This window comes from Nocardia coffeae (assembly GCF_019890715.1).
In the GTDB taxonomy this organism is placed as follows: Bacteria; Actinomycetota; Actinomycetes; order Mycobacteriales; family Mycobacteriaceae; genus Nocardia; species Nocardia jiangxiensis.
On record NZ_JAINZY010000003.1, the window covers coordinates 145750 to 170477 of the forward strand.

General features: G+C 67.1%; 19 protein-coding genes. 14 read left to right on the plus strand and 5 right to left on the minus strand.

Features of this window, described 5'->3' with window-relative positions; all coding sequences use genetic code 11:
• Nucleotides 1-74: 74 nt before the first annotated feature.
• On the plus strand, nucleotides 75-776 hold the full coding sequence (locus K7711_RS14320; protein WP_222970332.1) for a polyprenol monophosphomannose synthase: 702 nt from the start codon (nucleotides 75-77) through the stop codon (nucleotides 774-776).
• Here the strand turns inward: K7711_RS14320 and K7711_RS14325 are convergent.
• Together K7711_RS14325 and K7711_RS14330 are read right to left on the minus strand one after the other, a co-directional pair.
• Entirely contained in the window at nucleotides 773-2275 is a 1503-nt protein-coding gene (locus K7711_RS14325) for an HAD-IB family hydrolase (RefSeq protein WP_222969659.1), read from the minus strand. The two genes, K7711_RS14320 and K7711_RS14325, sit on opposite strands and share 4 nt — an antisense overlap.
• Nucleotides 2272-4647, minus strand: a complete 2376-nt coding sequence (locus K7711_RS14330; RefSeq protein WP_222969661.1) for a glycerol-3-phosphate 1-O-acyltransferase — start codon at nucleotides 4645-4647, stop codon at nucleotides 2272-2274. Before K7711_RS14330 ends, K7711_RS14325 begins: the two co-directional genes overlap by 4 nt.
• A 527-nt stretch (nucleotides 4648-5174) precedes the next feature.
• Between K7711_RS14330 and K7711_RS14335 the strand changes: the two genes are divergently transcribed.
• On the plus strand, nucleotides 5175-6482 hold the full coding sequence (locus K7711_RS14335) for a salicylate synthase (protein WP_222970333.1): 1308 nt from the start codon (nucleotides 5175-5177) through the stop codon (nucleotides 6480-6482).
• A gap of 44 nt (nucleotides 6483-6526) precedes the next feature.
• On the opposite strand, the gene K7711_RS14340 is transcribed toward K7711_RS14335, so the two are convergent.
• Complete coding sequence (locus K7711_RS14340; protein WP_222969664.1) at nucleotides 6527-8134, minus strand: (2,3-dihydroxybenzoyl)adenylate synthase; 1608 nt, start codon at nucleotides 8132-8134, stop codon at nucleotides 6527-6529.
• A gap of 150 nt (nucleotides 8135-8284) precedes the next feature.
• Here K7711_RS14340 and K7711_RS14345 point away from each other — a divergent pair, with 150 nt between their 5' ends.
• The 7 genes from K7711_RS14345 to K7711_RS14375 all read left to right on the plus strand — a co-directional run bounded on the left by K7711_RS14345 (nucleotide 8285) and on the right by K7711_RS14375 (nucleotide 16395).
• Nucleotides 8285-9160: an oxidoreductase gene (locus K7711_RS14345; protein WP_222969666.1), complete on the plus strand. Its 876-nt coding sequence runs from the start codon at nucleotides 8285-8287 to the stop codon at nucleotides 9158-9160.
• A gap of 107 nt (nucleotides 9161-9267) precedes the next feature.
• The gene (locus K7711_RS14350) at nucleotides 9268-9741 is read left to right on the plus strand and encodes a carboxymuconolactone decarboxylase family protein (RefSeq protein WP_222969668.1); all 474 of its coding nucleotides are present in this window, start codon (nucleotides 9268-9270) and stop codon (nucleotides 9739-9741) included.
• A 255-nt stretch (nucleotides 9742-9996) separates the two neighbouring features.
• Complete coding sequence (locus K7711_RS14355) at nucleotides 9997-12348, plus strand: arylsulfatase (protein WP_222969670.1); 2352 nt, start codon at nucleotides 9997-9999, stop codon at nucleotides 12346-12348.
• Between the two features lie 11 nt (nucleotides 12349-12359).
• Nucleotides 12360-13292 carry a formylglycine-generating enzyme family protein gene (locus K7711_RS14360; RefSeq protein ID WP_504740370.1) on the plus strand — a complete coding sequence of 311 codons (933 nt, stop codon included), beginning with the start codon at nucleotides 12360-12362 and terminating at the stop codon, nucleotides 13290-13292.
• Between the two features lie 214 nt (nucleotides 13293-13506).
• A complete protein-coding gene (locus K7711_RS14365; RefSeq protein WP_222969672.1) occupies nucleotides 13507-14595 on the plus strand; it encodes a 3-deoxy-7-phosphoheptulonate synthase in 1089 nt (362 codons plus the stop codon).
• Between the two features lie 215 nt (nucleotides 14596-14810).
• The gene (locus K7711_RS14370) at nucleotides 14811-16052 is read left to right on the plus strand and encodes an amidase domain-containing protein (protein WP_222969674.1); all 1242 of its coding nucleotides are present in this window, start codon (nucleotides 14811-14813) and stop codon (nucleotides 16050-16052) included.
• A 4-nt stretch (nucleotides 16053-16056) separates the two neighbouring features.
• Complete coding sequence (locus K7711_RS14375) at nucleotides 16057-16395, plus strand: type VII secretion target (protein ID WP_222969676.1); 339 nt, start codon at nucleotides 16057-16059, stop codon at nucleotides 16393-16395.
• 39 nt (nucleotides 16396-16434) lie between these two features.
• On the opposite strand, the gene K7711_RS14380 is transcribed toward K7711_RS14375, so the two are convergent.
• Entirely contained in the window at nucleotides 16435-17064 is a 630-nt protein-coding gene (locus K7711_RS14380; protein ID WP_222969678.1) for a chloramphenicol phosphotransferase CPT family protein, read from the minus strand.
• 198 nt (nucleotides 17065-17262) lie between these two features.
• Here K7711_RS14380 and K7711_RS14385 point away from each other — a divergent pair, with 198 nt between their 5' ends.
• Nucleotides 17263-17913, plus strand: coding sequence for a LysE family translocator (locus K7711_RS14385; protein ID WP_222969680.1), 651 nt, complete (start codon nucleotides 17263-17265; stop codon nucleotides 17911-17913).
• 34 nt (nucleotides 17914-17947) lie between these two features.
• Here the strand turns inward: K7711_RS14385 and K7711_RS14390 are convergent, their stop codons facing one another.
• Nucleotides 17948-19120 carry a pyridoxal phosphate-dependent aminotransferase gene (locus K7711_RS14390; RefSeq protein ID WP_222970335.1) on the minus strand — a complete coding sequence of 391 codons (1173 nt, stop codon included), beginning with the start codon at nucleotides 19118-19120 and terminating at the stop codon, nucleotides 17948-17950.
• 295 nt (nucleotides 19121-19415) lie between these two features.
• Here K7711_RS14390 and K7711_RS14395 point away from each other — a divergent pair, with 295 nt between their 5' ends.
• From K7711_RS14395 to K7711_RS14410, 4 genes are all read left to right on the plus strand, one after another.
• Nucleotides 19416-21074 (plus strand): DNA repair helicase XPB, encoded by a 1659-nt coding sequence (locus K7711_RS14395; protein ID WP_222969682.1) that lies wholly within the window; start codon nucleotides 19416-19418, stop codon nucleotides 21072-21074.
• Between the two features lie 508 nt (nucleotides 21075-21582).
• Nucleotides 21583-22230 (plus strand): DUF3239 domain-containing protein, encoded by a 648-nt coding sequence (locus K7711_RS14400; RefSeq protein WP_308014721.1) that lies wholly within the window; start codon nucleotides 21583-21585, stop codon nucleotides 22228-22230.
• Nucleotides 22231-22266: 36 nt separating this feature from the next.
• Nucleotides 22267-22911, plus strand: a complete 645-nt coding sequence (locus K7711_RS14405) for a LysE family translocator (protein ID WP_222969684.1) — start codon at nucleotides 22267-22269, stop codon at nucleotides 22909-22911.
• A 103-nt stretch (nucleotides 22912-23014) separates the two neighbouring features.
• The gene (locus K7711_RS14410; protein WP_222969686.1) at nucleotides 23015-24424 is read left to right on the plus strand and encodes a M1 family metallopeptidase; all 1410 of its coding nucleotides are present in this window, start codon (nucleotides 23015-23017) and stop codon (nucleotides 24422-24424) included.
• Nucleotides 24425-24728 lie beyond the last annotated feature (304 nt).

Consider the following 24728-nt stretch of genomic DNA (forward strand, 5'->3'; position numbering starts at 1 on the left):
GCCCGCTACGGTCAGGGGTGTACACACGCGCGCGTGAACGAGCGGGAGGCTGACCCTTGAAGGTGACCGTTGTGGTGCCGACCTATGACGAGCGGGACAACCTGCCCGTGGCGGTGGAGCGGCTGACCTCGCTGCCGGTTTCTGACCTGCATATTCTCGTTGTCGACGACAATTCGCCGGATGGTACCGGTGAGCTCGCGGACAAGCTCGCGGCCGAGCTGCCCGATGTGGTGGGGGTGCTGCATCGGACCGAGAAGGACGGGCTGGGGCGCGCGTACATCGCGGGTATCACGCGTGCGCTGGACGAGGGGGCCGAGATCGTCATCCAGATGGATGCGGATCTGTCCCATCCCGCCGAGGTCATTCCGGCGATGCTGGAGAAGCTGGAGACTTCCGGGGCGGGTGTGGTGCTCGGGTCGCGGTACGTTCCGGGCGGTTCGACCGCCGAGGAGTGGAAGTGGTACCGCAAGGCGCTCTCGGCGTGGGCCAACTTCTACGTGAACCTGATCCTGCGGCTGGGCGTGAAGGACGGCACCGCCGGATTCAAGGCGTGGCAGGCCGACACCCTGCGCGCGATCGACGTCGCCTCGATCCGCAGCAACGGGTACTCGTTCCAGGTCGAGATGAACTATCGGACCATCAAGAAGGGCATCACCATCGCCGAGGTGCCGATCCGCTTCGAGGAACGCACCAAGGGCGCGTCCAAGATGAGCCTGAAGGTGCAGCTGGAGTCGGCGGCGATGCCGTGGAAGCTGCTCCTCGGTCGGCAGGTCTAAGGTCCGGTCAGGCCCTGGACAGGGTGCGCGGGCTGCTCGTCCGGCGCGGGCCAGTCCAGCAGGGTCGAGACGAACAGTTGCCGCACCCGCTCGATCTCGGCGGTCATCTCGGCGGGATTCCAGCTGCTCACGTCGATCGGTGGTAGCACCGCCACATCCACCGTGCCACCGCGCACCATCGCGGAATTGCGCCAGGCGATTTCCCCGGCATTGCGGATCACCACCGGAATGATCGGCACTTCCGCCTGTGCGGCGATATGGAATGCCCCCTTCTTGAACGGGCCCACTCGCGGCGTCAGCGAACGGGTGCCTTCCGGGGCGATGACAATGGACAACCCGCTCTTCAGCGTTTCCACCACGGGCGCGAGCGCCGCACGCGTGCCGGCGGTATCGGATCGATCGATGAAAGTGGCTCCCGCGAAACGCAACAGCGGCCCGAACACCGGGTTGCTGGTCACCTCTTTCTTCACGATTCCGGTAAAGCCCGAGCCCAGGACCGCGGCCAGGACGACCATGTCGAATTGGCTCTGATGATTGAATACGAATACCGCCGGCCGGGGTGCGCGGGCGTATTCGGCGCCGGTGATTCGCATGTGCACGCCCGTCGCGCCGAGGGTGCCGCCCGCGGCGTGGGTGATCATCGAGTCCGCCATCCGGCGTCGGTCCCGGGTGGCCGCGGCGGTGGCCACACCGGCCGTCGCGCCGCCGAACAATCCCGCGAAACCCGCTGCGGTGCGGGCGATATCGCGTGGACCGACCTCGTCCCGGGGACGGAAACGCAGGATCGGCCAATCCTGTTCGGCGGCCCGCATGGACATCCGCGGGCCCGGATTCACCGCCGTCGGGTGTGCGACGAGTTCGAGCAGGGGGATGTCGGGAGCGGCGTCGGCGTAGGCGTAGCCCTGCGAGAGGTCCAGATCGTGCTCGGCGGCGAAGCGGCGCACCGCATCGGCCTTACCGTTGCGCCACAGCGGTTTTCCCTCCACATGTCCGGTGAGTACGCCCTCGCTCACGGCCATGCGGGTGTACAGGACGTGCCGGAAACCCAGTTCCGTCGCGGCGGGCTGCACCTGGAACGCGGACAGACTGGTTGCCAGCACCAGCGTGTGCCCGGCGGCCTCGTGCGCCCGGATCAGCCGCCACGCCTCGGGATACACGTGCCCGTGGACGGTGTCGCGGAACAGTTCGGCGCCCAGCTCGGTGAGTTCGGACTCGGTGTGTCCGGCCCACAGATGCATCACCCGCTGCAGGAAGCGCTCGTACTCGCCCTCGGCCCGGGAGCCGCGAATGGAGTTGCGCAGCGATGCGGTCAGGTCGGCGCGGTTGCCCCGGCGCAATAACCGCTGGAGCGCCGAGTCGGGGGTGAAACCGTGCACGACGGTGCCGCCGAAATCGAAGACGGCCGGAATCCGCGGTCCCTGCGGTCCGGAGCGCACCGCTGCGATCGCCTCGTCGAGCGTGTGTGTCGCGCCGGAATCCGCTGTGGCCGAGGCGGTCATGGCCCCTCCGTGCGATTCGACGGGTCCAGGGCCGCCGCGCGGGAGATGCGCGCCCCGATGACGACCAGCTCGTCGGCGAAGGCTCTTCTGCGGGCGGGGAGATCGGGGCTGTCCGGATCGAGCAGTCCGTGATTGTCGGCGAGTTTCACCGCGCTGGCGAACAATTCCGAGGACACCGATTCCGGACTGTGCAGGCGCTGCTGCAACAGCATCTGGCGCCCGACCGCGAGACATTCGTCGATGAACTCCTTGCGGTCCAGGGGCGCGGGTTCCCGGGCGGCCAGACGTTCGGCGACGACCAGTTGGGCGTCGAAGAACGACCGCAGGACGCGGTGGGCCATGATGAATCCGGTATCGGCGAAGGCGGCCAGAACATCGGTCCCGACCGTGCCGTCGGCCGTGCGATCGCGCCAATTCGGGTCCGCCAGAAGCATTTCCGAGGTCATCTCGGCGGCGAATTCGGTGCGCTCGGGGAAGAAGAATTCGAATTTCAACAGGTCGCGCAGCCGGTAGGCCGCTTCCCATCCGGCGTCGAGTTGTTCGCCCTCGGGAGCTTCGACCGCGGCCAGCACGGACAGTTCGAGGATGGCGCGGTTGACGAACCAGTGCACGGCGCTGTTGCGATAGAACGCCGCCTCCAGGTAGGCGCCGGTCTGGATCGAGTAGACCGGTTCCACGCCGCCGCGGTAGACGGTCACTACGCGGGCCAGGGAGAGTTGTTCGAGCACCGCTGCCAGACCGAAATCGTCGTCCACCGTGTCGAATTCGCCGCTGGGCAGGCCGCGCTGGCGGATGTAGCCGCGCACCGGCTCGAGCGCCATGCGCACCTCGCCGAGCGTCAGCGCGCGCTCGTGCACGCCGAGCAGGACCAGGGTGACCAACGCGTTGACGGTGATCGGGGTGACCGCGTTGATGCCGACGGCCACCTCGAAGGCCAACAGCTGCACGGCCTTTCGCTCCTGGACGTCGACATCCGGTGTGGCCGGATCGGCCGCGGCGGCGGCGGGCAGCAGCGGATCTCCGTACGCGCTCAGGCGTTCTCGGGCGGACAGCGGTTCGCCGAAGCGGATGTACACGTTCCCGGCCGAATGCTGCTGATTGCGGATGTAGCGCGCCAACCAGGGCAGGCCCTCGGGCTTCTTGACCCCACCGGCCTGTTCGCTGGCGATCGCGCCGAGTTCGTTGAGCCGCTCGTAGGTGATCGACACCGGCACCAGCATCACATCGTCGATCCGGCGCGAACGAATCGCCGCGGCAAGATAATTCAGCAGGCCGTAGCGCGGCGGGCGGAGTTTGCCGGTCCGGGTGCGCCCGCCTTCGAAGTACCACTCCAGATTGAACCGCTTGGCCAGCAGGTAGGCGAAGTACTCCTCGACGACCGCCTTGTACACCTCGTCGTCGCCGAAGCTGCGGCGGATGAACACCGTGCCGGTGCGCCGGGCGATCGGGCCCATCGGCCAGAACCGCAGATTCGCGCCGCCGATCACGTGATTGGGCGGGAAGTCGTTGCGGGCCAGCGCGTCACCGAGGACGAACGCGTCGACGTAGGACCGGTGCGAGGGCAGGAACACCAGCGGATGTCCCTGATTGATCCGGCGCAGCTCGGCCAGACCGGACCGGTCGTAGTCGACCTTCCAGGCCGAGGCGTGCACCGGCCGCATGGCCTGGGTGAACAGATCCGAGACCAGACGGCTCTGTGCCGCAACGAGTTCCCGCAGCGCCCGCTCCGCGCGGCGGTACACCTCGCGGGGGCTCGCCCCGATGTCGTCGGCGATGCGGTCCAGGCGGCGCAGGAATTCGGGGGAGTCCAGGATCTCCTCCGCGACCAGGCGCGGCACCTTGTAGCGATCGCCGATGACGGCGCGCTCGGCGCGTTCGAGCGCGACGATCCCGGCTCGCACGATGGCGCGGGCGAACGGATCCGCGGATCCGGCGACGGCCGGATTGTTCGCGCGCAGCTCGCTCAGGCGGGCAGGTTGCCCGGTGAGTACCAGGTGGCGATCGGGGGCCTTGTGGACCAGGCGCCGTTGCAGCAGCCGGTGTGGTTTGCGGGGATTGCTCAGTGTGGCCAGATCGGCGAAGGTCATGCGCCGCACGCCATCTCGCTCCGCGGGCAGCCACAGCACCCGGATCGGCACCACCAGCGGGTCGTCCCGGCGGCCGACCAGTCGCAGGGCCACCGCCTCGGCATCCAGGTCGAGCTGGGTGACCGGGGCGTCGACGCCGAATTCCGCATCGATACCGCCCTCGGCCAGCCAACCACCGATCAGCTCGCGCTCCACCGGGGAGCCGGCGTCCACGAGGGCGACCACCGACTGCGGGGCGCCGCCCGGGGCGGGTGGCGCCGGCGCGTCGGGGCGGTGATCGATCATGGTGGGGACCTCCTACATCTGACGCCACCTTCATTGAAGCTCGCCCGATGCCTTTCCCGCAGGAGGTTCGCCAGGAGTTTCCGACACCCCCGGCTGTGTTTGATTGCCTCCGCTCCGCTGCGGCGTGTTCGCGGCCCCCTTGGTCTCGCCGTTCGGCCCCGTGTCGGGTACTCGTTCCTGGCACCCGCCACGCGTCCGACCGGCGAGACGGGCCGCGAACTGTGTTGGATTGCCTCCGCTTCGCTGCGGCGTGTTCGCGGCCCCCTTGGTCTCACCGATGAGCCCCGTGTCGGGTACTCGTTCCTCGCACCCGCCACGCGTCCGACCGGCGAGACGGGCCGCGAACCTTGGGGTCGGCGTTGCTCGAGGTTGGCGAAACGAGGTCTGTGTACGGGATCCAGCTGCCACCATATTTGGTCAGGTAATGCTAACCTCACTCCTGTTGATTAGGTAAGCATAACCTTGGAGGATCGGTGTCGACCACGGACGACCGCGTGCGGATCGGATATCAAGAGGGTCCGGAGGCGATGATCACCGCGGATGGCGGCGGTGCCGGGGGGTTCGATGCGGCCGCGGCGATGGCCGCGCTGGCTGCCTGTGATCGGTTCGGGGAGTACGTGATGTACGAGCGCCCCGGCGAATGGGTGTTCGCGGCCGATCCCCTCGGCAGCGTCGAACTCGACGCGTCCGAGCTGCGAATCGGGTGGGACGGGAGCAATTCGGCGCAGCCGTGGGAGGGGCGTCCGGCGAATGTGATCGATCGAGCGCTGGCGGGTCTGCCGCTGGCCGGGCGTAATGCCTACGGCTGGATCGGATTCGAGTTCTGCGCCTGGGCGCTGGAAGCGACCGCGCATCTGCCCGAGCGCACGCCGCTGGCTCATCTGATGGTCCCGCGGATCGAGGTGCGCATCGATGCCGATGGCGTGCGGGTCAGCGGCGCAACGGATTCCGAGAGCGCCGAGATCCGCGACCTGATCGAGGCGGCGCAGGACACCGAACTGCCCCGGGCGCATCCGGTCGACATCTCCGTCGATCCGACCGGTTACCGGGACCGGGTCGGTGCGGCGGTCGACGAGATCCGGGGCGGCCGCTATCAGAAGGTGATCCTCTCGCGCCGGGTCGAGCTGCCGTTCCCGGTGGATGTGCCCGCCAGCTATCGGCTGGGCCGGGTGCACAACACTCCGGCGCGTTCGTTCCTGTTGCGGCTGGGCGGTCTGGAGGCGGCCGGATACAGTCCGGAGCTGGTGGTTTCCGTCGACGGAGACGGCATGGTGACCACCGAACCATTGGCCGGGACAAGGGCATTCGGCCGCGGCGCGGAGGCCGACGCGGCCGCGCGCGCCGAGTTGGTGGCCGATCCGAAGGAGATCGTCGAACACGCGATTTCGGTGCAGACCTCGTTCACCGAGATCGCCGCGGTCGCCGCGCCGGACACCACGGTCGTCTCGGATTTCATGGCCGTGCGCGAGCGGGGCAGCGTGCAGCATCTGGCCTCCACGGTGCGCGGGCGCTTGGATGTCGGCCGAAGCCCTTGGGAGGCACTGGAAATGCTGTTCCCCTCGGTGACCGCGTCGGGAATTCCCAAGCGCGACGGCGTCGATGCGGTGTTCCGGCTCGACCACGATCCGCGCGGGTTGTATTCGGGTGCGGTGGTGACGGTTTCGGACACCGGCGCACTCGAGGCGACGCTGGTGCTGCGCGCGGTCTACCAGACTCCCGACGGCGCCTGGCTGCGCGCCGGGGCCGGGATCGTGTCCCAGTCCACTCCCGCAAGGGAATTCGAGGAGACCTGCGAGAAACTCCGCAGCGTCGCTCCGTACGTGGTCAAGGCGTGATCGCTGCCGCGGCCGGATGATCTGCGGCCGCGGCGGGCGGGCCCTCACAGTGACGCGCGCAGCGCCTTCTTGTCGATCTTGCCGACTGCGGTGAGCGGCAGCCCGGTCGAGAAGTGCACCAGGTCCGGATGTTTGAACGCGGCCAGGCCGCGATCGGTGAGGAACTGCTTGAGCTGGGCGAGGGTCGGGTTGTCGCCCTGGGTGACCAGGACGACGCAGACCCGCTCGCCCAGTGTCGAATCGGGTAGGCCGACGGCGGCGGCGTGCCGAATCGCGGGGTGGGCGAGCAGATGTTCCTCGAGTTCGTCGCAGGAGACGTTCTCCCCGCCGCGATTGATCACATCCTTGATGCGGCCGGACACGATGAGATGTCCGCTGGGCAGCCGGCGCACCAGATCCCCGCTGCGGTAGTAGCCGTCGGGGGTGAACGAACGTGCATTGTGTTCCGGCGCACGGTAGTAACCGCGCAGTGTGTAGGGCCCGCGGGTCAGCAGTTCGCCCTCCTCGCCGGGCGGGACGTCGTTGCCCTCCGCGTCGACGACGCGGATCTCGTCGGCGGGGGACAGCGGCCTGCCCTGGGTGGTGCACGCGATGTCCTCGGAATCGTCCAGGCGGGTGTAGTTGATCAGGCCCTCGGCCATGCCGAACACCTGCTGCACGGCCGCGCCGAGCGCGGGGCGCACCGTGCGGGCGTTCGCCTCGGCGAGTTTGGCCCCGCCGACCTGGAGCAACCGCAGCGAGGACAGATCGGCGTCCTCCCATTCGGTTGCGGCACACCACAACTGCGCCAGCGGCGGAACGACCGAGGTCACGGTCACGCGATGCCGTTCGATGGCGGCGAAGGCGCTTTCCGGACTCGGATCGGACAGCAGGGCGATCGACCCGCCGGTCGCGATCGTGCCCAGGATCCCCGGGCAGGACAGCGGAAAGTTGTGCGCCGCGGGCAGAGTCGCGAGATAGACGTCCTGCGGGCCGAATTCGCAGATCTCGGCGCTGGCGCGCGCGTTGTAGCCGTAGTCGTCGTGGGTGCGGGCGATGAGTTTGGGCAGACCGGTCGTCCCGCCGGAGACCAGCATCACCGCGATGGCCGAAGAGGGGACTTCGGGCAGGGAATCCCCTTCGCGGGGAAGCGAGTCCAATGCGGTGAACGGTCCCGGATCGCCGACCACGAACACCTGTCGCAGCCCCGGCACCCGGTCCCGCACCTGCGTCGCCAGTTCGCGATGGTCGAAATCTCCCACCCGATCGGCTGTGAGATAGGCCACCGCACCGGACAATTCGGCCAGATGCTCGATTTCGGCGCGACGATGTGCGGGCAGGGTCAGCACCGGGATCGCCCCGGCGCGCAGCAGACCGAACAGGGCCACCACGAATTCCGGGACGTTCGGCGACTGCACGAGCACCCGGTCACCCGGCTCGATGCCGGTGGCGAGGAAACCGTGCGCCATCGAGTCGGCCTCGGCGTCGAGTTCGCGATAGTCGCGCGTCGCGGCCTCGTCCAGCAGCGCCGGACGGTCCGGCCACCGCCGGGCCGCCTCGCGCAGCAGTTCACCCAGAGGTTGGCCGTTCCAGTACCCGGCCGCGCGGTACGTCTCGGCGAATTCGGCGGGAATGGGGGTGAATCCGTCGCGTGCCGTCGATGTCGATGTCACAGGTCCTGCCTCACGGTCACGATGCAACCCGGGATGCTGGTTGCATAGGTTAGGCAACCCTATCTCATTGTGCTTCGGGTGTGCAGTTCGATCGTTCGGCGGGATCGTGGGCCGGGACGCGCCCGGGGGCGGGGTTCTAGACTTTGAAGCGTGAGTGATTGGGATATTGCCGACATCCCCGATCAGAGCGGCCGGACGTTCATCGTCACCGGCGCCAACAGCGGGCTGGGTGCGGTCACCGCGCGAGCTCTGGCCGGTGCGGGCGCGCGAGTGATCATGGCCTGTCGCGACGAGGTGAAGGCGCGGGGAATCGCGGACACCATCGGTGACCGGGCGCAGGTACGTCGGCTGGATCTGGCCGATCTGGATTCGGTGCGCGAATTCGCCGAATCCGTCGGCCCCGCCGACGTGCTGATCAACAACGCCGGAGTGATGGCGCTGCCGTTGCGGCGCACCGCGCAGGGCTTCGAAATGCAGCTCGGCACAAACCATCTCGGTCATTTCGCGCTCACCGGCCTGCTGCTGGACAAGATCTCCGACCGGATCGTCACCGTGTCCAGCGGTGCGCATCTGATCGGGCAGATCGATCTGCCCGATCTGAACTGGGAGCACCGCCGGTACCAGCGCTGGCGGGCGTACGGGCAGGCCAAACTGGCCAATCTGATGTTCGCCCGCGAATTGCAGCGCCGCCTGAGCGCGCACGGCTCGTCGAAGATCTCCGTCGCCGCTCATCCTGGATATGCCGCGACCGATCTGCAGTTCCACACCGAATCCCTGGTCAGCGTGATCATGCCGCTGGGCAACCGCATCCTGGCGCAGAATGCGCAGATGGGTGCGCTGCCCAGCCTCTACGCGGCCACCGCCGACGTCGAGCCCGGCGGCTACTACGGCCCGAACCGCCTGGGCGGTCTGCGCGGCCACCCGGGCCCGAGCACTTCCTCGGCCGCCTCCAAGGACGAGGTCACCTCCCGCCGCCTGTGGGACCTGTCCGAACAGCTGACCAAGGTCACCTACCACTTCGACTGACAGGTGAGGCAGGTCACTTTTCGGGCTGTCACACTGCGATGGGCTGCGACGTCTTCTTGGTGTAGCGCCGCCGATGGGGTGGCAGCAGCGAGAGTGAGGACACAGTCATGGAAGCTCGCCTGAACACATTCGAACTCGAGGTCGCCGCGAAGGTCATCAAGCGGCTGGGGGCCGTCGGGCAGGTGCTCGATCAGTCCACACTGCCCAAGCGCACCCAGGAATTGGTGAAGTTGCGTGCCAGCCAGATCAACGGCTGCGGTTTCTGCACCGATATGCATGCCAAGGACGCGGTCGCGGACGGCGAGAGCTGGGTGCGGCTCAACCTGGTCGCGGCCTGGCGTGAGGCCACCGTGTTCACCGAGGCCGAGCGGGCCGCGCTGGCACTGGCCGAGGAGGGCACCCGGATCGCCGACGCGCAGACCGGCGTCAGCGACGAGGTCTGGGAGCAGGTGCGCAAGCACTACGACGACGAGCAGATCGGTGCGCTGATCTCGGTCATCGCGGTGATCAACGCCTACAACCGGTTCAACGTCATCGCGCAGACCCCCGCGGGCGGGTACGAGCCCGGCATGTTCGGCTGAGAGTCGGCGAAATGTGGCCCGGCACAGGATCTTCCGATCCCGGCCGGGCTCCTGCGCCGTCCCGCGCCGGGAGTGCGCGAGAGGTGCGGCGCCGGCGTCGGCGTTCGTCGCCCGCCGGCCGAAAATCAACCTGGTGACATGCGGTGATGCGCGTCGTACGCTCACTGATACCGAAGGTGCCGATCGGCGAACAGCCGGACAACCATGCCCGGAAGGGGCATGGCTGCGCCCTGTTCTCGTAACCGGAGGTGGATGATGGCCAGGAAATTCGAGGGGAAGATTTCGCTCGACATCCGCGATTCGGAGCCCGACTGGCTACCGTTCGCGGAGCCCACCGCGCCGCAGGACGCGCCGAACGTCCTGTATCTGGTGTGGGACGACATCGGGATCGGGACCTGGGACTGCTACGGCGGTCTGGTCGAGATGCCGACCATGAAACGGATCGCCGACAGTGGTCTGCAGTTCACGCAGTTCCACACCACCGCGCTGTGCTCGCCGACTCGTGCCTCCCTGCTGACCGGGAGAAATGCGACGTCGGTCGGGATGGCGACCATCGAGGAGTTCACCGACGGGTTCCCGAGCATGTGCGGTCGTATCCCGGCCGAAACCGCGCTGTGCTCGGAGGTTCTCGCGGAGCGTGGGTGGAATACGTACGCGGTCGGAAAGTGGCATATGACACCTCTGGAGGAGGAGAATCTGGCCGCGTCCAAACGCCATTGGCCACTGGCGCGCGGATTCGATCGCTTCTACGGGTTCCTGGGTGGAGAGGCCGACCAGTGGTATCCGAATCTGGTCTACGACAACCACCCGATCTCGCAGCCGTACGCACCGGAAGACGGCTATCACCTGTCGAAGGATCTGGCCGACAAGGCGATCGAATTCATCCGCGATGCCAAGGTGATCGCCCCCGACAAGCCGTGGTTCACCTACCTGTGCCCGGGGGCCGGGCATGCGCCGCACCACGTGCCGCGCGAATGGGCCGACAAATATCGCGGCCGGTTCGACATGGGCTACGAGAAGTATCGCGAGATCGTGCTGGAGAACCAGAAGCGCATGGGTCTGGTGCCGGAGAACACCGAACTCTCACCCATGAACCCGTATGCGACGGCCACCAGCGCGGACGGCCGGCCGTGGCCGGTGCAGGACACCGTGCGATCGTGGGATTCGTTGTCGGAGAACGAGAAACACCTGTTCAGTCGGCAGGCGGAGGTCTTCGCGGGATTCCTGTCCTACACCGACGCGCAGATCGGCCGGCTGCTGGACTACCTCGAGGACAGCGGCCAGCTGGACAACACCATCATCGTCGCCTTCTCCGACAACGGCGCCAGCGGTGAGGGCGGTCCGAACGGTTCGGTCAACGAGATGAAGTTCTTCAACGGCTACCTCGACACCATCGAGGACAGTCTGGCCAAGCTCGACGAGCTGGGTTCGCCGACCACCTACAACCACTACAGCATCGGGTGGGCCATGGCCTTCAACACCCCGTACAAGCTGTACAAGCGATACGCCTCGCACGAGGGCGGCATCGCCGACCCGTGCCTGATGGCCTGGCCCGCCGGGGTAGCGGCCCGCGGCGAGCTGCGCCATCAGTACCTCAACGTCTGCGACATCACCCCGACCGTCTACGACCTGCTCGGCATCACACCCCCGGACATCGTGAAGAACGTGCGCCAGCGTCCCTTGGAAGGGAACAACTTCCGGGCGCTGTTCGACGACGCGAACGCGGACGTCGGCAAACACACGCAGTTCTATTCGATGCTGGGCACGCGCGGTATCTGGCATCGCGGGTGGTTCGCCGACGCCATCCACGCGGCCTGCCCTTCCGGCTGGGGACATTTCGACCAGGACCGCTGGGAGCTGTTCCACATCGAGCAGGACCGCAGTCAGATGCACGACCTCGCCGACGCTCATCCCGAGAAGCTCGAGGAGATGAAGGCGCTGTGGTTCTCGGAGGCCGCGAAATACAACGGGATGCCGCTCAACGATCTCGACATCATTTCCGCGCTGACCCGCTACCGCCCGACGTACGCCGCGAGCCGGGACAGCGCCGTCTACTATCCGGACATCGCGGAGGTGGGACCCGGTGCGGCGCTGGAGATCCGGGGACGCTCGTTCGCGCTGCTGGCAGAGACGACGATCGACGAGGCGGACGCCGAGGGGGTGCTGTTCGCCCACGGCGGCCGACTCGGCGGACACACCCTGTACGTCCAGGACGGCCATCTGTACTACACGTACAACTTCCTCGGCGAGGAAGAACAGACCATCGTCTCCGATCGGACGGTGCCGCTGGGCGACCACATCCTCGGGATCCGGTACGAACGTCGCGGAACCCGCGGCGACAACTTCACCCCCACCGGTGAGGCCGTCCTGTACATCGATGAGAAACCGGTCGGCACCTTCGACGACATGCGAACTCAGCCCGTGGTGTTCTCCGGCGTCGGGGAGGGAATCCGCGTCGGTCGCGACAACGGGCAGTCCGTTTCCGTGCGCTACCACTCGCCCTTCCCGTTCATCGGAGGAACCATGCACCAGGTCATCGAGGATGTGAGCGGCAAGCCCTACCAGGACCTGGAAATGGCTGCGGCCGCGGCATTCTCGCGCGATTGAGGCGCAAGTCCGTGGCTACCGAGACCCGTGTCCGGCCACACCGCGGCATGGTCCGACTATCCGGCGGCAGCTTCGCGATGGGATCGGAGGACTTCTTCCCCGAGGAGCGGCCGGTGCGCGACGTGCGGGTCGATTCGTTCTGGATCGACCAGCATCCGGTGACCAACACCGCGTTCGCGCGCTTCGTGCGGCAGACCGGATACCTCACGGTCGCCGAACGCACGCCCGCGGCCGAGGACTACCCGGGTGCGGGGCCGCAGGACCTGGTTCCGGGTGCACTGGTGTTCCGCCCCACCGAAAGGCCGGTGCCACTGGATGATTGGCGTCGCTGGTGGCGGTATGTGCCCGGCGCGTGCTGGCGGCATCCGCGCGGGCCCGGCAGCACACTCGACGGGCTCGACCGCCACCCGGTCACCCAGGTCGCCTACGAGGACGCGGCGGCCTACGCGACCTGGGCCGGGAAACAGCTACCGACCGAGGCCGAATGGGAGTACGCGGCCCGCGGCGGATTGGCGGGCGCCACCTACGTCTGGGGCGACGAGTTCGAACCCACCGGCCGACGCATGGCCAATATCTGGGTCGGCGCGTTTCCGTGGCAATTCCATCCCGGCCGGGGGCAGGCCCGCAGGCCGGGCACCACGGCGGTCGGCACCTATGCGCCCAACGGGTACGGACTGCACGACATGACCGGCAACGTGTGGGAGTGGACCGTGGACCACTTCCACCCCGAGCATCCGCCTGCTTGTTGCGCCCCGCAGATGAGTGCATCCGAAACAACAGCGCCGCAACGCTTTTCGCGACACGTTGTCAAGGGCGGATCGTTCTTGTGCGCGGCCGACTACTGCCTCAGGTATCGGCCCGCTGCCCGGCAGGGCCAGACCGAGGACACCGCCACCTGCCATCTCGGCTTCCGGTGCGTGATGCACGACGCACCGGAAACGTGACGCCGTGCCCGTTGCCGACGTGCCGGGGGCGACTGTCCGTGCAATTTCACTGTGCTACTGTCGGCGACGTGCAGCGCGTGTATTTCTGGTTTATCTCCCCGGCCCCGGGTGGGCCGGTCGGTGAACCGCGCTGACCTATCCACCCCGAGCCGGACTACCGGCTCGACGGGTATTTCCTCTCGGTGGGCCGGCCTAGAGATCAGGAACCCACACGATGACCACCGCAGCCGATGCCGCCGCGAATCCCCTTGCCGATCTGGACAACCGTCGCACTCTGAGCGTGAGCCCGCTGCTCTCGCCCGCCGACGTGCGACGTGCGCACCCCATCGATAACGACCTCGCCGACGTCGTCCGGGCGGGCCGCAAGGCCACCGTGGACGTGCTGAACGGCGACGACGACCGCCTGATGGTCATCGTCGGACCGTGTTCGGTGCACGATCCCGAGGCCGCGATGGACTACGCGCGGCGACTGGCCGCCAAAGCCGCCGAACTGTCCGACCGGCTGCACGTGGTGATGCGGGTGTACTTCGAGAAGCCGCGCACCACCCTCGGCTGGAAGGGCCTGATCAACGATCCGCACCTGGACGGATCGTTCGACGTCAACACCGGTCTGGGACTGGGCCGTCGGCTGCTGGTCGACATCACCGCGCTCGGGCTGCCGGTGGCCTGCGAATTCCTCGATCCGATCACCCCGCAGTACATCGCCGATCTGGTCTCCTACGGCGCGATCGGCGCGCGCACCGCGGCGAGTCAGGTGCATCGGCAGCTGTCGAGCGCGCTGTCCATGCCGGTCGGGATCAAGAACGGCACCGACGGTGGCGTACAGGTGGCCGTGGACGGCGTGCGTGCGGCCGGAGCCAGCCACGTCTTCCCGGGGACCGACCTGGACGGGCGTTCCGCGCTGATCCGCACCAGCGGAAATCCGGACTGCCACGTCATCCTGCGCGGCGGCAGCAACGGCACCAACTACGACGCCGCCTCCGTCGCCGAAGCCTGCCTGCGACTGGAGAAGGCGCAGCTGCCTCAGCGCGTCGTGGTCGACGCCAGCCACGGCAACAGCAACAAGGACCACAACCGCCAGGTCGACGTCGTCACCGATATCGCCGAGCGCCTCGCCGCGGGCGACCGCCGCGTCGTCGGTCTGATGATGGAGAGCTTCCTGGTCGCGGGCCGCCAGGACCTGACCCTCGGCCATGCCGCCGACCTCACCTACGGGCAGTCCATCACCGACGCCTGCCTCGACTGGGACACCACCGCAACCCAATTGGACCACCTGGCGCAGGCCGCTTCCCCGCGACGCTGACGTGTCGTCGGGTGCTCGGGGCCAACGCGTCGGTGGCCTCGCGCAGCCGGGTTGGGATCTGTTGCCGGGAGCCAACTCGTTATCCAATGCTCTCCACAACGTTTCCCGTTGTCGGGAATATGGGGCGTGACCGCGCGATGAAGTGCGTGCCATCATCTCGCTGTTCTCTTATCTCGAATAGGACGTTCCATTGCCCAGTGGTTAGTTTTACTCAGTTGCGTGATGCCAAGCCGGCGCTATGGCGCGATGCCGCAGACGATCTGCTGGCGTTGGCCGAGCAGGCCGAGCGCACAGCGGGCAACATCCACGCCAACGGGATCAAGGAGCTCGAGAGCAGCTGGGCCGACCACACCGGCAGCATCGCTCGCGAGACGTTGGTCAAGATCGCTCACCGGGTGGTGAATGTGAGCATTCTGACCCGAGGCGCCGTGACTGCGCTCCGTGCTCTGCAGGATGCGATCGTGATCGCCCAGCGTGAACTTCACGCTGCCGTGGATTTCGCCGACCGGGCGGGGCTCGTTGTGGACGACGGCGGCAGGGTCGGTTTCCCGGCGGGCGCCGTCCGCGACCCGCTGCTTCTCATTGATCTGATGAATACGCAAAGGATGATCGCCAACGCCTTGGAGGGCGCTGGACTGGCGGACCAGGCATGCCTGGATGCGCTCGTGCAGGTTACCGTCGACCCGGACGCCATCAGTAAAGAGGAGGCGCAGGCTCGGCAGAGCGACGCGGTGAGCAAGGCGCTGCAGGAGTTGCGTGACCAGCTGCCGGATGGGTCGGACCCGGCGCAGGTCAAGCAGTGGTGGCGAGCACTGACCCCCCAACAACAACGTGATCTCATGCGGGCATTGCCGGTGGAACTGTACAACTTGGCGGGCATTCCCGAATCCGTCAAGAAGCAGCTCGCCGACGAGGGCCGCGGATACAACTCGGTGAAGGCGGTGCAATGGGCCCTCGCCAACGCCGACAATGACGATATCGATGTGTTCGACAACAACTGCGCGAATTTCACCTCGCACGCCCTTCGCGGCGGTGGGCTGAAAGACAAGATGGACTTCTGGAGCTGGGGCACCCTCGACAGCGACAACTGGGGTACATCAACGGCCGGAGATCTGAATACTTCTGTCGGCGCCGGCGTTACGCACACCAAGTCCTGGTATAACGCCGACGCTCAACGAAAGTTCCTCCTCGATCACGGCGGCTCCCGAGTATCGCTCGCACAAGCAAAGCCCGGTGATATCGCGTACTTCAACTACGCCGACGGCTCCGGCGGATCCCCCGACGGGACGAGCCACCATGCCGCCGTGGTGACCGCCGTACTTCCCGATGGTGAAGTGCTGTACACCCAGCACTCGCCGGACGCATCGAATCTGAGTCTGCAGGACCGAATGCCCGCAGTGGAAACAGCCGAGGGGCGGCAGGACCTCACGATCGTGCGCCCGAAGCAAACCTGGTGACAGTGTGAGCAGCGACGAAACGAACATCACACCGCACGAGGTGGCATCGGCTGGCGCCTCGATCGACACCGTGGCAGGTGAAGCACACACGGTGTTGCGGGAGATGCTCGGCTCGGCCCAACCCGCCTCCAGTGGCAACCCCGGATTCGCCACCGGCCCTCAGCTGGCTGCATTCGTGAAGTCGATGCGAACCGAAATCGACGATACGATTACGGATCTGGCGACAGCCGCCCATCGGATCGTGGGCGCGGCCCAGGCTCTACACACCATAGACGTGGACAACGCCATCGGTATCAGTCGCATCGCTTCCGGCCTTGACAGCCTCGACGGACCACCCGGGTAGCGGGCGCCGTCGGCGGCGGACCCGAATCGGAGGCGATGACTATGTCGCGTGGCGGCTGCTGGGCGTGCCTGGCGTGGCTCGAAGCTGATCGAATGCGCGAGGCGATGGTCCTTGGTCGAGGAACTGTTTGATCCGGTTCGAGCAACTCGCCGCGGTGTCGGTGCTGGTGTCGACTTCGAGGTCGTAGATTGCGTGAGCGTGGACCGATTCGATCTGTTCGGCCGCGGTGCCGAGGGTTCGATCGGCGCGCTCGCGTTCGCGGCGTTGTAGTTCGTCGAGGGAGCAGTGGACGCCGACGAAAACGACGTCGATGCCGTCGAAGACGGTCAGGCAGTCGCGCAGGCGCCATGGTTCGGTCAGGACGTGGTCCATCACGATGTCGTTGCCTGCCAGGGCCATTGCGGCCACCGCTCGGTGAAAACCAGCGCGAGTTCGGCGTAGGACATCGGTCAGTGCGGTCGCGTCGAGCTCGTGGGTTCGCGTTTGTGAACGCATCGCTCCGATCATGTCGACGCCCATGTGGAAGAAGGGGCGCTCGAGATCGATCAGCAGTTGCCGCGCGATGCTGGATTTGCCCGAACTGGATACGCCGTTGAGCAGAATGACCTGACCGGGTGCGACTTCATCCGGAACGTGGAGTTCCTTCGTGGTGCCGGAGACGTGGGGCATGTCTTCCATGGTGACGGCATCGGCATAGACCGGAAGGGGTAGCGGGGGTGTCGAGCCGCGCGGCTCGGAAGACAACTGGAGGTGGGTGATTCGTGGCGTCGGAGTTGGGTCCGGCGTCGCGAATCGGATATTCGACCGGGGGCCAGTGGGTTCGGATTGGACCGCGACAGTGGCGAGTCGAGCGGGCCAGTATGGGGCATGATCGGAATGACTGCGGTGGTCGGGGTTGTGGTGGCTGCGCTGGGGATGGTGCTGACGCCGGGGCCGAACATGATGTATCTGGTGTCGCGGACGGTGTCGCAGGGGCGACGGGCCGGGCTGGTGTCGCTGGGCGGGGTCGCGGTCGGGTTCCTGGTCTATCTGACGGCTGCCGCCGCGGGCATCACGACGGTGTTCGCGGTGGTGCCGGAGCTGTATGTGGCGGTGAAGTTGGCGGGTGCGCTGTATCTCGGGTGGTTGGCGTGGAAGACGTTGCGGCCCGGCGGGATATCGGCGTTCGCACCGAGTGCGCTACCGGCGGATTCGATTCGGCGGCTGTTCGGGATGGGACTGCTGACCAACCTGCTGAATCCGAAGATCGCGATCATGTACATGGCGCTGATCCCGCAGTTCGTGGTGCCCGCGCACGGACGGATCTGGCTGCAGAGCCTGTGCCTGGGCGGTATCCAGATCGTCGTCGCGCTCACCGTGAACGGCCTGATCGTCCTGGGCGCGGGCGCCATCGCGGGATTCCTCGGCGAACGCCCGCTCTGGCTGCGGATTCAACGCTGGATCACCGGAACCCTGCTCGGCACGATCGCCGTGCTGCTCGCATCCGATCGCGCCCGACCGCTGGCGCCTGTGTCCTGACCGACATCCCCGCCGAAGTCGCGGGGGGTGCGGGCTAGTGATGTGGCGCAGCGTGGAGGCGCCGGATGCCCTCGGTGATGGTTTCCTCCTTCTTGCAGAAGGTGAAGCGCACCAGGTGATTCCAGGAATCGGTGTCGTCGGCGAAGACCGACAGGGGGACGGCGGCTACGCCGAGGCGTTCGGGTAGTTCGCGGCAGAAGGTCATCGCGTCGGCGGTGCTGAGCGGGGTGATGTCAGCGCAGACGAAATAGGTTCCGTCACTGCGTTTCACGCCGAATCCGGCCTCGCTCAGCGCCTTCGACAGGCGGGTTCGCTTGTCCGACAAGGTGTCCCGCAATGTCGACACCCAGGGCATCTCGTGTTCCAGGGCGTGCGCGACCGCGGGCTGGAACGGCCCGCCGCCGACGAAGGTGAGGAACTGTTTGGCCGCCAGGACACCGTCCAGCAGCGGCGCGGGGGCGCACGCCCAGCCGATCTTCCAGCCGGTGACACTGAAAGTCTTTGCCGCGCTGGATATCACGACGGTCCGTTCGAACATGCCGGGCAGCGTCGAGATGCTGATGTGCTCGTGCCCGTCGAAGGTGAGGTGTTCGTACACCTCGTCGGTCACCACGATGAGATCGTGTTCGCGGGCCAGCTCGGCGATGGCGAGCAGATCCGCGCGGGCCAGCACGGTCCCGGTCGGGTTGTGCGGCGAATTCAGCAGCAGCAGGCGGGTTTTCGCGGTGATCGCGGCGCGCAGGCTGTCCAGGTCGAGGGCGAAACCGTCGCCGTCGGGCACCAGCCGTGCGGTGCGCCGGGTGGCTCCGGCCAACGCGACCGCCGCGGCGTAGGAGTCGTAGTACGGCTCGATCAGCACCACCTCCTCGCCGGGCTCGACCAGGCCGAGCACCGCGGCGCTGATCGCCTCGGTGGCGCCCACCGTCACCAGGATCTCGCTGTCCGGGTCGTATCGGGTGCCGTACCGCTCGGCGCGATCCCGCGCGATCGCCTGGCGCAGGATCGGCACCCCGCGACCGGGCGGATACTGGTTGAACCCCTCGGCGATGGCGCGCTCGGCCACCTCGAGCATGGCTGCCGGGCCGTCCGAATCCGGGAACCCCTGTCCGAGGTTGACCGCGCCGTGCCGCACGGCCAGTTCGGTCATCTCGGCGAAGATCGTCGAGGCGAACGGGCGCAGGCGGGCGACGGTCGGCGGGTTGTGCATGGTCCAAACGTAGCGCGCGACGGGTGGGGCGTCGGGGGGAGCGCGCTGCATGGGCTGCTGGGTGAGCGACGCCACAGGGACCGATCATCCGGGGGACGGCCCGGGAAGATTGCCCGACGGGTCGGTGTTCAACCCGGACAGATGGGTATCCGCCGAGTCGCGGACGGATATGTCGCGCGAACGCGGCGTGTCGACCGTCCGACCAGGTACATTGCGTGCTCACCCCCGGTGGCGGCGGCCGTGTCGGTCCCATCGGCAAGAATGGACTCCGGCCCGCGAACCCGCAGGAGGTGCCGTGACAGACGGACCACTCATTGTTCAGAGCGACAAGACCCTCTTGCTCGAAGTCGAGCACGAGCAGGCCGATGCCGCGCGTCAGGCGATCGCGCCCTTCGCCGAACTCGAGCGTGCGCCCGAACATGTGCACACCTATCGGGTCACCCCGCTGGCGCTGTGGAACGCGCGCGCGGCCGGGCACGATGCCGAGCAGGTCGTCGACGCGCTGGTCAAGTACTCCCGCTACGCGGTGCCGCAGCCGCTGCTGGTCGATGTCGTGGACACCATGGCGCGGTACGGGCGGCTGCAGCTGATGAAACATCCCGCGCACGGGCTGGTGCTGATCAGCCTCGATCGCGCGGTGCTGGAAGAGGTGTTGCGGCACAAGAAGATCCAGCCCATGCTGGGCGCGCGCATCGATGACGACACGGTGCAGGTGCACCCGTCCGAGCGCGGCCGGATCAAGCAGATGCTGCTCAAGGTGGGCTGGCCCGCCGAGGATCTGGCCGGGTACGTCGACGGCGAGGCGCACGCGATCGACCTGGACTTCCGCACCAAGGAATGGCACCTGCGCGATTATCAGGAGCTGGCCGCGGATTCGTTCTGGGCCGGTGGCTCGGGTGTGGTGGTGCTGCCGTGCGGCGCCGGTAAGACCATGGTCGGCGCGGCCGCGATGGCCAAGGCCCAGGCCACCACGCTGATCCTGGTGACCAATACGGTCGCGGGGCGGCAGTGGCGGCGGGAGTTGCTGGCGCGCACCTCGCTCACCGAGGACGAGATCGGCGAATACTCCGGCGAGCGCAAGGAGATCCGCCCCGTCACCATCGCGACGTACCAGGTCATCACCCGCAAGACCAAAGGCGAGTACCGGCATCTGGAACTGTTCGACAGCCGGGACTGGGGCCTGGTGATCTACGACGAGGTGCACCTGTTGCCCGCGCCGGTCTTCCGGATGACGGCCGATCTGCAGTCGCGCCGTCGTCTGGGCCTGACCGCGACCCTGGTCCGCGAGGACGGCCGCGAGGGCGACGTGTTCTCGCTGATCGGCCCGAAGCGGTACGACGCGCCGTGGAAGGATATCGAGGCGCAGGGCTGGATCGCGCCGGCGGACTGCGTCGAGGTGCGGGTGACGCTCACCGATGCCGAACGCATGGCGTATGCGACCGCCGAACCGGAGGAGCGCTACAAACTGTGCTCCACCGCACGCACCAAACTCCCTGTGGTGGAGTCGATTCTCGCGCGGCACAAGGAATCGCCGAGCCTGGTCATCGGCGCCTATCTGGATCAGCTGGACGAGCTGGGCGAACATCTGAACGCCCCGGTGATCCAGGGCTCGACCCGCACCAAGGAACGCGAGGCGCTGTTCGACGCGTTCCGCAACGGTGAGATTCCGGTGCTGGTGGTGAGCAAGGTGGCCAACTTCTCCATCGATCTGCCCGAAGCGTCGGTGGCAGTACAGGTTTCGGGCACCTTCGGATCTCGTCAGGAGGAGGCCCAGCGGTTGGGCCGATTGCTGCGCCCGAAACACGACGGCGGACAGGCGCACTTCTATTCGGTGGTGTCCCGCGACACGCTGGACGCAGAATATGCTGCGCACAGACAGCGCTTCCTGGCCGAACAGGGCTACGCCTACCGGATCACCGACGCCGACGACCTGCTGGGCCCCACGATCGGCTAGGCACCGCTACAACCGGACGGAGGACCTGGCTATGGCTGAACGCCCGCTCGATCCGGACCGCCCGGACACCAACCAGCGGCCACCCGGTTCACCCACCCTGGATAACGCCAACCCCGAGGACAGCCAAGGCCCGTTCGCCCCGGGTAACGCTGCCCCGGGGGACAGTCCAGGTTCGTTCGCCTCGGGTAACGCTGCCCCGGGGGACGGCCCAGGTTCGTTCGCCCCGGGTAACACCGCCCCGGGGAACGGCCCAGGTTCGTTCACCCCAGGTAACGCCGCCCCGGGGGACAGTCCAGGTTCGTTCACCCCAGGTAACGCCAACTCCGAGGCCAACCCAGGTCCGTCCACTCCAGGTAACGCCAACTCCGAAGGTCGGGGCCCGGGTCGATTCTGGACTGACGGAGCGGGGGAGCGAAGCGGAGGAGCGGAGGAGGGAAGAATCGGCCCTTCGGGGGCCCCGACCCGCCGGAGCGAAGCGGAGGCCAAAATCACAGCCTCCTTCGAGTTCGTGGTCGATCGTGAGCATGCGCGGGCGGTCAACGAGGTCGTCGCGGACACCCGGCGACTCCGAATCCTGGCGTTCACCGCCACCGTCGTGCTCGGCCTCGGCACCGCCGGGCTGATCTGGCTGAACCACCCGTATTCGTTCCTGCTGGCCGTCGCCTTCGCGCTGGGCACCGTGACCTCGCTGTTCGTGGCGCTGTGGTCGCCGCATCGCGCGCGGATCGAGAAGTTGTACGCCGAGGGTGAACTCGTTCCGGCGATCGTCTCGGATCGGCATCCACGCGGTGCGCTGCTGCTGGCCCTGGTCAACGTGGCCAAATCCGGTGCGCCGCCGCGTTATGCGCTGATCACCCGCACCGTGCGGTCGCTGCCCGGACATCGTTCCTGGCCCGGTGAGCAGATTCCCTCGGTGACCGTGCGGGCCGATCGGGCGCCGCTGTCGGTGGGCGGGTTGCGGCAGTCGGTCGGCGCGATGCCGATCGCCTGGGGCACCCGCGATCCGGAGGTGATCGCCCGTGCCCGCGCCGCCATTCCCGAAGCCGAGTGGAAACTGCTGGCCGACAACCGATCCCTGGCCGAGCGGGTGCGCACCGCCGATTTCGGACGCCTCGTGCTCGATCCGCACCAGCTGCCCGAGGAACTGCGCGGATAGCCCAAAAGTCCTTGCGCGCCTTCGTATGATCGAAGGATGGTGCCCGCCGCAAATCTGCTCGCATTCATCGTGGCCGGAACGATCATCATCGTGATTCCGGGTCCGGGCGTTCTGTTCACCATCGGTCGCGCGCTGACCGACGGCAAACGGGCCGCTCTGGTTTCGGTGCTGGGACATGCCCTCGGCGTGCAGGCCATGCTGGCATTGGTCGCGGCCGGGCTCGGCACGCTGGTCGCGGCCTCGGCGGTGGCGTTGACGATCGTCAAGATCGGCGGCGGGCTGTATCTGATCTATATCGGCGCGCAGGCGATTCGGCAGCGGCGATCGCTCCGTACGGCGCTGGCCGCCTCGACCTCCGCACAACCGGCGGCGCATCGGCGGGTGTTGCGGCAGGGGTTCGTCGTCGGTGTGACCAATCCGAAGGCGATCATCTTCTTCTCCGCGATGCTGCCGCAGTTCGTGGATCGCGCGCACGGTTCGGTGCCGTTGCAGATGCTGGTTCTGGGCTGGATATTCATCTTCATCGCCTTGATCTCCGACAGCGCCTGGGCACTGCTGGCCGGTACCGCCCGCGATTGGTTCGCACGCTCGCCGCGGCGTCTGGAGGCTGTCGGCGGTGCCGGTGGCGTGATGATCATGGGCCTGGGGGCGAGTGTGGCCGTCTCGGGCACGGGCGGTTAGTCGCCGTCGATCGGCCTGGTGCGCCGCCCCGGCCTGGGCTTTCGAGTGGGTTAGCATCGACCGTCGCCGGAACCGCGTGCCGAGAAGGGGTGGAGAAGTCCGCATGACATCGCACAAACGGATGTGCGCAGTCCTGGTCGGTGTGTTGCTGGCGGCCGGGTTGTCGATGCCCGCGCAGGCGCGAACGCCTGCCGATCCGCTGTTCGGGACGCCGTGGCGCGGTGATGCCTACTATCCCGACGACGGCAACGGCGGCTATCACGTCGACCACTACGCCGTCGCCATCGATTACGATCCGCCGACGCATCACCTGACCGGCACCGCGCAGCTCAGCGCAACCGCCTCCCAGCTGCTGCGCACGTTCGCGCTGGACTTCAACGGTCCTGACGTGCAACAGGTTTCGGTGAACAATCTGCCCGCCGGATTCACGCGCACCGGCGGTCACAAACTGAACATCACACCGGCCCTGCCGATTCTGCCCGGATTCCCGTTCACGGTGACCGTCCGATACTCCGGCATCGAGGCGAACAGTCCCGAGCACGGCTGGACCATCTCACCCAGCGGCGGGGCATTCGCCGCGGGGGAGCCGCATTCGGCGGCGACCTGGTACCCGCTCAACGACACCCCGCTGGACAAGGCCACCTTCGATCTGACCGTGACGGTGCCGCAGGAGTGGCAGGTCATCTCGAACGGGCTGCGCGTGCGCGACGACGTGCACGGATCGCAGCGGACCGCGGAATGGGCGACGCAACATCCGGTGCTGGGGTATCTGACCACCGTCGCGATCGATCATCTCGATTTCCTGCATCAGCGCACCGCCGCCGGTACCCCGCTGATCAGTGCTTTCGCTCCGCGGTCGGCGCCGCGCAAGGATATCGAGCGGCGGCTGCCGGAGGTGCTGGAATTCCTCGAATCCCTGTACGGCCCATACCCGTTCGAGAGCGGCGGCGGCATCTACGTCGACACCGATCTGCGTATCTCGCTGGAGACCCAGACCCGGCCGGTCTACGCCCCGTGGGCCGAGCTGAACACGGTCGTCCACGAGAACACCCACCAGTGGTGGGGCGATTCGATGTCGGTGAAGAACTGGTCCGACGTCTGCCTGAACGAATGTTTCGCCAGCTACACCGCCGACTATCTGTGGCCGGAACGCAAGCAGGGCAAGGACGTCGACGCGCAGTACCGCAGCACCCTCACCAAATACCGCAACCGGGCCGACTTCTGGCAGATCCCGCTGCAGAATCCCGGCGCCGGAAAGGAATTCACCTCCGTCTACTACCGCGGACCGCTGTTCCTGCACGCGCTGCGCCGGCTGATCGGCGACGGAGTCTTCTTCCCGTCGGTCGCTCAGTTCGTGCGCTCACACGCCTACGGAAACGCCTCGATGCCCGAATTCCGCACCTACATGCAGTCCCGAACGCCGGTCGACTTGTCCGGCTTCTTCTCGGCCTGGCTCGATGGCGCCACTCGTCCTGCCGACCAGTACCTCTATCCGGGGTCGCTGCACACCTGAGCCGACCGTGACCGTCGAGTTCGGTTGCCGGGCAGTCGTGTTCGACGCCCGCTGGCTCGAGTAACGCACACTCCGCGCCGGACGACAATGATGGCAAGTGTGTATCGACCGAACAGTCTGCTGTGAGGGGTAACGGTGCGACACCGTTAACAATTGTGCATACAATCTCTGCGCAGATCGTTTCGAGGGAAGGCCGAACAAATTGAATATCATGGGACTCATGCTGCTCAGCAACACTCTGGGCCGCTCCCTCGGATACCTGATGCTCGGCATCTATGGCCTGTCCCATCAGTACCCGACCGAT